11 protein-coding genes are annotated in these 10,197 nt (G+C 69.9%); 6 read left to right on the forward strand and 5 right to left on the reverse strand.

The annotated features are described in order from the left end of the window. Positions 1 to 97: 97 nt before the first annotated feature. Together AC31A1_RS38285 and AC31A1_RS38290 are read left to right on the forward strand one after the other, a co-directional pair. A complete protein-coding gene (locus AC31A1_RS38285) occupies positions 98 to 493 on the forward strand; it encodes a VOC family protein (protein ID WP_489657701.1) in 396 nt (131 codons plus the stop codon). Positions 494 to 545: 52 nt separating this feature from the next. Beyond that, positions 546 to 1,616: an adenosine deaminase gene (locus AC31A1_RS38290; protein ID WP_489657702.1), complete on the forward strand. Its 1,071-nt coding sequence runs from the start codon at positions 546 to 548 to the stop codon at positions 1,614 to 1,616. Here AC31A1_RS38290 and AC31A1_RS38295 read toward each other — a convergent pair. Both AC31A1_RS38295 and AC31A1_RS38300 read right to left on the reverse strand, forming a co-directional pair. After that, complete coding sequence (locus AC31A1_RS38295) at positions 1,598 to 2,113, reverse strand: mycothiol transferase (protein WP_489657703.1); 516 nt, start codon at positions 2,111 to 2,113, stop codon at positions 1,598 to 1,600. The two genes, AC31A1_RS38290 and AC31A1_RS38295, sit on opposite strands and share 19 nt — an antisense overlap. Positions 2,114 to 2,140: 27 nt before the next feature. Next, positions 2,141 to 3,031, reverse strand: a complete 891-nt coding sequence (locus AC31A1_RS38300; RefSeq protein ID WP_393755093.1) for a LysR substrate-binding domain-containing protein — start codon at positions 3,029 to 3,031, stop codon at positions 2,141 to 2,143. A gap of 126 nt (positions 3,032 to 3,157) precedes the next feature. Here AC31A1_RS38300 and AC31A1_RS38305 point away from each other — a divergent pair, with 126 nt between their 5' ends. Continuing rightward, positions 3,158 to 4,150, forward strand: a complete 993-nt coding sequence (locus AC31A1_RS38305) for an aldo/keto reductase (RefSeq protein WP_489657704.1) — start codon at positions 3,158 to 3,160, stop codon at positions 4,148 to 4,150. On the opposite strand, the gene AC31A1_RS38310 is transcribed toward AC31A1_RS38305, so the two are convergent. Beyond that, positions 4,140 to 5,126 carry an oxidoreductase gene (locus AC31A1_RS38310; RefSeq protein ID WP_489657705.1) on the reverse strand — a complete coding sequence of 329 codons (987 nt, stop codon included), beginning with the start codon at positions 5,124 to 5,126 and terminating at the stop codon, positions 4,140 to 4,142. The two genes, AC31A1_RS38305 and AC31A1_RS38310, sit on opposite strands and share 11 nt — an antisense overlap. Positions 5,127 to 5,231: 105 nt before the next feature. Here AC31A1_RS38310 and AC31A1_RS38315 point away from each other — a divergent pair, with 105 nt between their 5' ends. Beyond that, a complete protein-coding gene (locus AC31A1_RS38315; protein ID WP_489657706.1) occupies positions 5,232 to 6,158 on the forward strand; it encodes an AraC family transcriptional regulator in 927 nt (308 codons plus the stop codon). Here the strand turns inward: AC31A1_RS38315 and AC31A1_RS38320 are convergent. Both AC31A1_RS38320 and AC31A1_RS38325 read right to left on the reverse strand, forming a co-directional pair. Further along, positions 6,148 to 6,435 (reverse strand): DUF1905 domain-containing protein, encoded by a 288-nt coding sequence (locus AC31A1_RS38320; RefSeq protein ID WP_366492321.1) that lies wholly within the window; start codon positions 6,433 to 6,435, stop codon positions 6,148 to 6,150. The genes AC31A1_RS38315 and AC31A1_RS38320 overlap by 11 nt on opposite strands. 76 nt (positions 6,436 to 6,511) lie before the next feature. Next, on the reverse strand, positions 6,512 to 6,895 hold the full coding sequence (locus AC31A1_RS38325; RefSeq protein ID WP_489657707.1) for a nuclear transport factor 2 family protein: 384 nt from the start codon (positions 6,893 to 6,895) through the stop codon (positions 6,512 to 6,514). A gap of 391 nt (positions 6,896 to 7,286) precedes the next feature. On the opposite strand from AC31A1_RS38325, the gene AC31A1_RS38330 reads away from it, so the two are divergent. Further along, complete coding sequence (locus tag AC31A1_RS38330; protein WP_489657708.1) at positions 7,287 to 7,697, forward strand: hypothetical protein; 411 nt, start codon at positions 7,287 to 7,289, stop codon at positions 7,695 to 7,697. A gap of 72 nt (positions 7,698 to 7,769) precedes the next feature. After that, positions 7,770 to 10,112, forward strand: a complete 2,343-nt coding sequence (locus tag AC31A1_RS38335) for an ABC transporter ATP-binding protein/permease (RefSeq protein ID WP_489657709.1) — start codon at positions 7,770 to 7,772, stop codon at positions 10,110 to 10,112. Positions 10,113 to 10,197: the final 85 nt, after the last annotated feature.

The raw sequence follows: 10,197 nt of genomic DNA on the forward strand, positions 1-10,197 counted from the left end.
CCACGAAATCCGACTGGCGCCCCCGAAGTTTTACGTATAACCTCACCCGTCAATCCCACGTCAATCCCGCCAACAGGAACCCGCACGGAGACCCCCGATGAGCCGTATCGCCCTGGTCACCCTCGTCGTCGACGACTACGACGAGGCGATCCGCTTCTACACCGAAGCCCTCGGCTTCCGCCTCGTCGAGGACGCGCCCCGTCCCGACGGCTCCCGTTGGGTCGTCGTGGCGCCACCCGGTGTGGACGGTTCCGGGACCGGTCTGCTGCTCGCCCGTGCCAAGGGTGAGGATCAGGGGGCCAGGGTCGGTGACCAGACCGGTGGCCGTGTCGGGTTCTTTCTCCACACCGACGACTTCGCCCGCGACCACGCCCGCATGCTCGCCGCGGGTGTGACGTTCCTGGAGGAGCCTCGGCATGAGCCGTACGGTTCCGTCGCCGTCTTCCAGGACCTGTACGGCAACCGCTGGGACCTGCTCCAGCCCGCCGCCTGACTCCCGCACAGCCCAGCCCGCTCACCGAACGACGACCGAGGAACCACCGCACATGTCATCTACGCGCATAGACACCGACACCCTCCGCCGGCTCCCCAAGGCCGTGCTGCACGATCACCTCGACGGCGGTCTGCGCCCCGCCACCGTGGTGGAGCTCGCGGAGGCGGTCGGGCACACGCTGCCCACCACCGACCCGGACGAGCTCGCCGCCTGGTACTTCGACGCCGCCAACTCCGGTGACCTGGTGCGGTACATCGCCACCTTCGAGCACACCCTCGCCGTGATGCAGAACCGCGAGGGCCTGCTGCGTACCGCCGAGGAGTACGTCCTCGATCTGGCCGCCGACGGTGTCGTCTACGGCGAGGTGCGCTATGCCCCGGAGCTGAACACCAACGCCGGACTCACCCTCGCCGAGGTCGTCGAGACCGTCCAGGAGGGGCTCGCGGCCGGTATGGCGAAGGCCGCGGCAGCAGGGACACCGGTCCAGGTGCGGACGTTGCTGTGCGGGATGCGGATGTTCGACCGGGTCGGCGAGGCCGCCGATCTCGCGGTGGCCTTCCGGGACGCCGGTGTCGTCGGCTTCGACATCGCCGGTGCCGAGGACGGCTTCCCGCCCGCCGACCACCTCGCCGCCTTCGAGCACCTGCGCCGCGAGAGTGTCCCGTTCACGATCCACGCCGGTGAGGCGCACGGCCTGCCCAGCATCCACCAGGCCCTCCAGGTGTGCGGCGCCCAGCGCATCGGCCACGGCGTGCGCATCACCGAGGACATCGTCGACGGCAAGCTCGGCCGCCTGGCCGGCTGGGTCCGTGACCGCCGTATCGCCCTGGAGATGTGCCCGACCTCCAACCTCCAGACGGGCGCGGCCACTTCGATCGCCGAACACCCCATCACCGCCCTGAAGGACCTCGGCTTCCGCGTCACCCTCAACACCGACAACCGGCTGGTGTCCGGTACGACGATGACGCGCGAGATGTCCCTCCTGGTCGAGGAGGCGGGCTGGACGGTCGAGGACCTGCGCACGGTCACGGTGAACGCCCTGAAGAGCGCGTTCATCCCGTACGACGAGCGCAAGGCCCTCATCGAGGACGTCGTCCTGCCGGGTTACGCCTCCGCGCTCTGAAGCAGCCCGCGCACATACGCGGCCTGTCCGACGTGCTCCAGATCGTCGGACAGGACGCTGACCAGCCGTACGCCCAGGGTGACCGGCGGGTCCCAGCGCTCGTCCACGATCCGCTCGTAGTCCTCCGGGGCCAGTCCGCGCACGTACTCCAGCGTCTGCTCGTGCACGGCGTCGTAGTACCCGGTCAGCTGCCCGGCCGACTCGACGCGCACCTTGCCGACCTTCGCGGCGGAGTGTCCGTACCCGGTGTCCTTGGCCGGCAGATCGAGGCCGAAGCGCTTCTCCCAGCCCTGGGCCAGCCATACCTGGTCGAGGCCTGCGGCTTCGGCGACGTGGTCGTCCTGGACGCGGGCGAGATGCCAGATCAGCCAGGCGATGGAGTTGGCGTCGGGGGCCACGCGCGCGTGCAGTTGGTCCGGTGTCAGGCCGTCGACGGCGGCGTGGACTTCTTCCTGGATACGGCCGTACGCGTCAATGAGGATGTCGTTGGCATGCATACGTCCACCTTCGCGCATCGCCGTCGCTCACGCGGCCGGAGTCCCGGTTTCGAGCAGGGTCATCAGGGCCCGGGCCGCCGGACTGGTGGCCTGCGGAGGGGGCAGCAGGGCCACCGTCTCGTACACCTCCTCGCCGGTTCCCTTGAGGGGGAGCGCGGTGAGGGGCTCGCGCTTGTGGCGGAAGTGCTGGGGGACCACCGCGATACCGAGGTTCTCGTCGATCAGGTCGAGGAGGCTGTGCACGTCGTTGACCTCCAGCGCGACCGTCCGCCGTACGCCCGCCGCCGCGAAGACGGCGTCCGTGGTGCGGCGCGAGGCCCAGTCCGGGTGGAAGTCGACGAAGACCTCGCCGCCGAGGTCGTCCGGAGTGACCGCCGCGCCGGTCTCCGCGAGTCGGTGGCTGGGATGGCACAGCACGGTCATCGGCTCGCTTGTGAGGGATACGGAGCGCAGTTGGTCCGTGTCCGCCTGGGTCCGGTACGCGAACGCCAGGTCGAGGCGCCCGGCCGCGACCTCCTCCGCCAGCGCGCCCGAACCCGCCTGCCGTAGCCGGATCTCCACATCGGGATGTCGGCGCCGGAACGCGGCGAGCAGCCCCGCCACATGCACTCCGGCGATGCACTGCTCGGTGCCCAGTGACAGCGTGCCGCGCAGCACGCCCTGCACCGCGGCCACCGCCTCGTGCGCCGAGCGGACCTGCGCCAGAATGCGCTCCGCCTCGCCGAGCAGCGCCCGGCCGGCCTCCGTGAGCGTGACCCGGCGGGTGGTGCGGACGAACAGGGGGGTCTGCAACTCCCGCTCCAGGGCGCGGATCGACGCCGACAGGCCCGACTGGGACACCATCAGCCGCTCGGCCGCACGGGTGAAGTGCTGGTCCTCGGCGACGGCGATGAAATGCTGGAGATGACGCAGTTCCATGATTGAGAAGCGTAGCCGCTGAATTCCATCGGATTCTTCTGTTGGACCACTGCCCGCAGGTCACGACAGAGTGGGCGGTGGTTCCCTGGAACCGGTATCCCGTGTGCCAACCCCTCTGGAGTCGCGTTGTACACCGCACACCCCGACCGCTACGCGGACCTGCCCTACCGGCGCACCGGACGCAGCGGTCTGAAACTTCCCGCGATCTCGCTGGGCCTGTGGCACAACTTCGGGCCCGACCGCCCGGTCGACACCCAGCGCGCCATCCTGCGCCGCGCCTTCGATCTCGGCGTCACCCACTTCGACCTGGCGAACAACTACGGCCCGCCGCCCGGCGCCGCCGAGTCCGCCCTCGGCGAGGCGCTGAAGGCGGACTTCGGGTCGTACCGCGACGAGCTGGTGATCTCCACCAAGGCCGGCTATCTCATGTGGCCCGGCCCCTACGGCGAGTGGGGTTCGCGCAAGTACGTGCTGTCCTCGCTGGACCAGAGCCTCAGCCGTATGGGCCTGGACTACGTCGACATCTTCTACTCGCACCGCCCCGACCCGGAGACTCCCCTGGAGGAGACGATGGGCGCCCTGCACTCCGCGGTCCAGCAGGGCAAGGCGCTCTATGTCGGTATCTCCAACTACTCGGCGGAGCAGACCCGGGAGGCCGCCCGCATCCTCGGCGAGCTGGGCACCCCGCTCCTCATCCACCAGCCGCGCTACTCGATGCTCGACCGGCGCCCCGAGGACGAGGGCCTGCTCGACGCCCTGGACGAGCTCCAGGTCGGGTCGATCGTCTTCTCCCCGCTGGAGCAGGGGCTCCTCAGCGCCCGCTACCTCGACGGCATCCCGGAGGGTTCCCGGGCGGCGAGCGACAGCCCGTTCCTGAACTCCGACGCGGTCACCGAGGACCTGGTGGGACAGCTCCGCGCCCTCGACGACATCGCCAAGGGGCGCGGTCAGACCCTCGCCCAGCTCGCTCTCGCCTGGGTGCTGCGCGGTGGCCGGGTGACCTCCGCGCTGGTCGGTGCGAGCAGCCCGCAGCAGATCGAGGACAGCGTCGCGGCCACCCGCAACCTGGACTTCGACGCCGACGAGCTGGCCCGCATCGACGCGATCGTCAGGCCGTAACGAGCCGCTCGCTGACCTCCCAGAGACGGGCCGCCGCCTTCGGGTCCACGGCGCGGGGGAGCACCCCCGGGATCGTGTCCCCGGTGGTCCATGCGGCCTCGTTCTCGGGGGTCACGAGCGGGCTGATGTCGACGTTCTCGCAGTAGACCCCTCCCAGACCGTCGAGCTGCGGGCTCGTCGCGCACCAGACACTGGTGGCCGCGCCCTGCTGCACGGTCTTCATCTGGCGCTCGGGGTCACGGATGGGCTTGCCCTCGCCGTCGAGCGCGCCCGCGGCCTGGAGCATCGCCGGGTCGAGGTGCTTGACCAGACCGGTGTCGATGATCAGGCCCGGGTGCACGGCGAACGCATGGATGCCCTGCGCCTGTCCGCGCCGGTCCACCTCGACGGCGAACAGGGCGTTGGCCGTCTTGGACTGGCCGTAGGCGAGGAACGGCTCGTAGGTCCGGTGCTCGAACTGCAGGTCGTCGAAGTCGACGCCGGCGAAGCGGATGCCCCGCGACGACAGCACGACGACCCGGGCGCCGTTCGCCGCGACCAGCGCGGGCCACAGCTTGGTGGTCAGCTGGAAGTGCCCGAGGTGGTTGGCGGCGAACTGGGCCTCGTACCCGCGCGCGTCCCGCGCCAACGGGGTCGCCATGATCCCGGCGTTGTTCACCAGGAGGTGCAGCGGACGCCCGGAGGCCAGGAACTTCTCCGCGAAGGCGCCGATGGACGCCGGGTCCAGCAGGTCCATGTGCTCGACCTCGGTTCCGGGGAGGACCGCGAGCGCCGTCCTGGCCCGCTCCACGTCCCTCGCGGGTACGACGATCTGGGCCCCGGCACCGTGCAGCACCCGGGCCGTCTCCAGGCCGATGCCGGAGTAGCCGCCCGTGACGATCGCGACCTTGCCGGTCAGGTCGATGCCCTTGATCACCTCCTCGGCGGTGGACGCGGCGCCGAAGCCGGAATTCAGGGGCTGCTGTGCCGTGGTCATGTCTGCTCTCTCCCTCATCAGCTTGAGCTGTTGAGACCACCGTAGGTCGACCGATCCGTACGATGAATACTTGAGAATCCGCATAACTTGCGTGATAGTTCGAACATGACCGTGGATCCCCTGTCCGACGCCCTCGTCGTCGCCGACGCCCGCAGCGTGTTCTCCGGCGGTTTCACGGCCGGTGGCGACTGGGCCATCGAGCTGCGCGGACGCGACCGGCTGAAGGTGAACGCCGTGGTGCAGGGCGGCTGTCTGCTGGTCCGCGACGGCGGCGAACCGCTGCGGCTCGCCGAGGGGGACGTCGTGATCTCCGACGGCGGCCAGCCGTACACCCTGTGCAGTCGGCCCGGCGTCGCGCCGACCGACTCCGCGGACGTCGTCATGGACCCGGCGACCCGGATGGGCCGGCTCGGGCAGGGCGACGCGGTGGACGTCGCCTGCGTGTCCGGGCACATCGACCTGAGCCGCGACCGCGGCGACCTGCTGCGCCGGGCGCTGCCGGAGCTCGTCCACGTGCGGGCCGACTCGCCCGAGGCGGGTGTACTGCGGTGGCTCATCGGGCAGTTGGCGGCCGAGATGCGCACGCGCCGGGCCGGGGTCGAGTTCGTCTCGGCGCAGCTCGCGCAGCTGATGTTCGTGCAGGTGCTGCGGGTCTGCCTGACCGACTCGGACGGCCTGCCGCCGGGCTGGCTGCGCGCCCTCGCCGACGAACGCCTCGCCCCCGCGCTGCGCCTGATGCACGGAGACCCGGCCCACCCCTGGCAGTTGGAGGAGCTGGCCCGGGCGGCCGCGATGTCCCGCACCACGTTCGCCGTACGGTTCAAGGAGGCGGCCGGTGTGCCGCCCCTGACCTACCTGCTCAACTGGCGGATGAATCTTGCCGCCCGCGCCCTGCGCCAGGACGCCGCCCCGGTCGGCGCGCTCGCCCGTTCCGTCGGTTACACCTCCGAGAGTGCCTTCAGCAACGCGTTCAAACGGGCGGTCGGTGTGGCGCCGCGGCGATATCGCGAAGAGGCCCTGGTCAGGAGCTGAGCCGTTCTTCGAGCCGTACGGTGACCTGGTCGCCCTCGCCTTTGCCGATGGCCTTTCGAAGATCGGCTTTTACGGGGAGTTTGTGGGTGCCGTCGCCGAGGGCCATGAACGAACTGCGGAAAGGGTGACCGTCGATCGTGCCGCGGACCTTGACCAGACCGCGGGTGCCGAAGAATGCGACGGACTCGGGCCAGACGAGATAGGTCCAGCCGCCGTCATTCGGGCTTTTGATCAATTCGGCGGTGAATTCCTCGTTCAACGGGGTGCCGGTACTCATGATGTCCTCCGCTCGGGGTGGCCTGCCGTACAAGAGACCACCCCGAACGGGAAAACTCATCGCAGAGGCCGGCCCTTCAGGCCCCGGCGGGCACCCGGTCGAGGAAACCGAGCACGGAGCGGATACGGCCGTCCCCGTCCAGCGTGATCACGTCGAACCCGGCGACAGGCGCCGAGCCGTCGGCCTCACTCACCAACTCCCAAGCGAAGCGCGCGGTGTCGTGGTGTCCGTCGATCGCGCCCAGGGGGCGGAAGGCGAACCCCGGGAACTGCTCGTGCGCCCCGGCGATCAGCCCCGCGATCTCCGTGTGGCCGGTGACCGCCGCGAGCGGGTCGGTGTACGTACCCTCGACGGACCAGGCGGCGGCGACCGCCTTCGCCAGCGCCTCCGGTTCGCCCGCGTTCCAGGCCTCGAAGTAGCGGGCGACGGCACTCTCGTATCGGTCGGTGTTCACGGACATGGTGAATCAGCCTCCAGCGAGGTCGTTCGTACTGGTCAGGGCCCGGATCAACTGATCGCCGACCCGGTGACTCCACCTTGCCGGGGACCGCGGGAAGCGTCGATTACCCCTCGGGTAATGACGACGGGAGAACACCGCACAACGGGCCCCGAAGCTTTTCGGCCAACGAGGGTTGTGAATATGCCAAGAGAGTGGCTAAAAAGTCGTGGTGACAGTGTTTCAGGAGTGAACATACTCGTCTGCTAGGGCATAACTTCCCGAAAGCCAGGGCATAGCTTCACGAGGCAAATCCGCCATCGTGCGCACCACCTGAGCCACCCGAGCCGCCAGCCAGAGCCGCATGGAAAGCGAGGCCCGACCGGCAATCGAGACACGCGACGGGGGAGTGATCGTGCACGACGAATTCCTGTGCCATGTCACCGCGTACGGTACCTGCGGCGGACAGCGCGTCGGGGTGCCTCTGGGAACCTACCGCGCGCCGACCCTGGCACTCGCCTTGTGGTGGTTACGGGACCGCGCGGCGTGGATGGCCGACCGGCTCGACCCGCAACCGGAGAACCCGCGCTTCCCCCGGGGCGCCCTGGTACCGGTTTCCGACACGGCCCCCGACGTGCCCCGCGCGTTACGCACCTGGTCCCGTGACGTGGGCCAACAGGAGCAGGTCGCCTACGAGTTGGCGGCCGGCAGGCTGGTGCAGATCGCCATCAGCGACGAGACCACCGAGTACGAGCTGCTCGCCGAATCGGTCGACGCCCTCCGGATGCAGCGGACCGTTCCGGCACTGGTCGTCCCCGTAGCCTGACACGTGGCGGCCGCCGTGCGCCCCTGACCGCTGGCCGGGCGCACAGGTGAACGAATCGGTAGAATTCAGGGCATGTCAGAGCGGCCGAACGCGCCGACCGCGCCCGAACTCCTCCTGGAGACGGAATCGGGCTCCACGGTCATGACCCCGAGCCGCGACTACCACGTCGGCCGCGATCCGCTCAGCGACATCGTCATCGACGACGCCCGGGTCTCCTGGCACCACGCGGTCCTGCGGCCCGACGCCGACCACTGGACGCTGGAGGACGAGCACAGCACGAACGGCACCTACGCCGACGGCCGCCGCATCCAGGAGTGGGGCGTCGGCCCCGGCAGCGTGATCCGCTTCGGCAACCCGGCCGACGGCCCGTGCGTCACCCTGGCCGACCGACCCGCCCCGGCCCCGGAACGCCCCTCGGCCGTGTCCATGCCCGCCTTCACCGGCACCTTCCGGCAACCGACCACCGTACGACCACTGCCCAGCCGTACCGTCCGCATCGGCCGGGCCGGCGACAACGACCTCGTCGTCGACGACCTGATCGTCTCCCGCCGCCACGCCGAACTGCGCGCCATGCCGGACGGGACGTACGAGATCGTCGACCTCGGCAGCCACAACGGCACCTACCTCAACGGCCAGCCCGTCGCCCGGGCCCCCGTGGGACCGGGTGACATCGTCGGCATCGGACACTCCGCGTTCTGTCTCGTCGGCGACCAGCTGCAGGAGTACGTCGACACCGGTGAGGTCTCCCTCGACGTACAGGACCTCACCGTCGCTGTCGACCGCGGCCGCAAGGTCCTTCTCGACCAGGTGTCGTTCCCGGTCGGCGAGAAATGCCTGCTCGCCGTCGTCGGACCCAGCGGCGCCGGCAAGTCCACCCTGCTGAACGCGCTCACCGGCCAGCGCCCCGCCGACCGCGGCACCGTCCTCTACGACGGCCGCGACCTGTACCGCGACTACGCCGAACTGCGCCAGCGCATCGGCCTGGTCCCGCAGGACGACATCCTGCACGCCCAACTGACCGTGCACAGCGCCCTGTCCTACGCGGCCGAACTCCGCTTCCCCCAGGACACCGCCAAGACCGAACGGCAGGCCAGGGTCGACGAGGTCGTCCGCGAACTCGGCCTGGAACAGCGCGCCGCGCAGCCCGTGCACAGCCTCTCCGGCGGGCAGCGCAAGCGGGTCAGCGTGGCCCTGGAACTGCTGACCAAGCCCTCGCTGCTCTTCCTCGACGAGCCGACCTCCGGACTCGACCCGGGCATGGACCGCTCGGTGATGCACATGCTGCGTGGCCTCGCCGACGACGGCCGTACCGTCATCGTCGTCACCCACAGCGTCCTCAGCCTCGACGTGTGCGACCGGCTTCTGGTGCTCGCGCCCGGCGGCAAGGTCGCCTACTACGGGCCGCCCGACGACGCCCTCGCCTTCTTCGGCTTCGAGCACTGGCCGGAGGCCTTCGAGGCCTTCGAACGAGACCAAGAGCGGGACTGGGCAGGGGAGTTCAGGGACTCGCCCTTCCAGCGCCAGTACATCGTCAACTCGACCGCGCAGCCCCACCAGTTGGGCTCGGGCCCGGTCGCCGCGGCTCCGCCGCCGCCCCGGCCGCGCAGCCGTAGCGCACAACTCGGCACCCTGGTCCGCCGCTACACCGCTGCCCTCGCCGCCGACCGGACCTTCCTCGTCATCATGATCGCGCTGCCGTTCGTCATGGGCGCGATGGCCCGCGCGCTGGCCGGGAGCGAGCTGACCCGGGAGACCGCGATGAACGCGCTGCTCATCCTGTGCGTCGGCGGCGTACTCACCGGCGCGGCCAACGCCGTGCGCGAACTCGTCAAGGAACGCGCCATCTACCGGCGCGAGAGAGCCGTCGGCCTGTCCAGATCGGCGTATCTGCTCTCCAAGGTCGTCGTCCTGGGCGCGATCACCGTGGCGCAGGCCGTGGTGCTCACCCTGGTCGGACTGTTCGGCGTCGACCTCAACGCGCCCAGGGGCAAAGGGGTGTTGATGCCACCTCTGATCGAAATCACCGTGGCCGTCGCCCTGTTGTCCTTCACCGCGATGATGCTCGGCCTGCTGGTCTCCGCGACGGTGCGCAAGGAGGAGGTGACGATGCCGCTGCTCGTGCTGCTCGCCATCGTCCAAGTGGTGTTCTGCGGCGCCCTGTTGAAGCTGCACGGCGTGCCCGGCCTGGAACAGCTGTCCTGGCTCGTTCCCTCCCGGTGGGCGCTCGGCGGGATGGCCGGCACCATCGGGCTGGCCCGGATCGTGCCGGGCGAGCTGACCGGCGATCCGATGTTCCGGCACTCGGCCGGGGTGTGGCTGCTCAACATGGGCATGCTGATCGTGCTGTCGCTGCTCTTCGGCTTCATGGTGTCCCGGCTGCTGCGGCGGCACGAACCCGCAGTGATGCGGAAATAGGGGCCGCCACGATGACGACCCCTGGCTTCCGGCCCACGCACGTCGTCCCCGAGCACGGGATGCCCGCCTGGGAGGCCCCGGACCC

The organism is Streptomyces sp. P5F9 (genome assembly GCF_057961495.1).

What these genes read in the sequence shown, in the direction of transcription:
- AC31A1_RS38285 (WP_489657701.1), top strand. Translation starts at nt 98, where the DNA reads ATGAGCCGTATCGCCCTGGTCACCCTCGTCGTCGACGACTACGACGAG.
- AC31A1_RS38290 (WP_489657702.1), top strand. Translation starts at nt 546, where the DNA reads ATGTCATCTACGCGCATAGACACCGACACCCTCCGCCGGCTCCCCAAG.
- AC31A1_RS38295 (WP_489657703.1), bottom strand. Translation starts at nt 2,113, where the DNA reads ATGCATGCCAACGACATCCTCATTGACGCGTACGGCCGTATCCAGGAA.
- AC31A1_RS38300 (WP_393755093.1), bottom strand. Translation starts at nt 3,031, where the DNA reads ATGGAACTGCGTCATCTCCAGCATTTCATCGCCGTCGCCGAGGACCAG.
- AC31A1_RS38310 (WP_489657705.1), bottom strand. Translation starts at nt 5,126, where the DNA reads ATGACCACGGCACAGCAGCCCCTGAATTCCGGCTTCGGCGCCGCGTCC.
- AC31A1_RS38315 (WP_489657706.1), top strand. Translation starts at nt 5,232, where the DNA reads ATGACCGTGGATCCCCTGTCCGACGCCCTCGTCGTCGCCGACGCCCGC.
- AC31A1_RS38320 (WP_366492321.1), bottom strand. Translation starts at nt 6,435, where the DNA reads ATGAGTACCGGCACCCCGTTGAACGAGGAATTCACCGCCGAATTGATC.
- AC31A1_RS38325 (WP_489657707.1), bottom strand. Translation starts at nt 6,895, where the DNA reads ATGTCCGTGAACACCGACCGATACGAGAGTGCCGTCGCCCGCTACTTC.
- AC31A1_RS38335 (WP_489657709.1), top strand. Translation starts at nt 7,770, where the DNA reads ATGTCAGAGCGGCCGAACGCGCCGACCGCGCCCGAACTCCTCCTGGAG.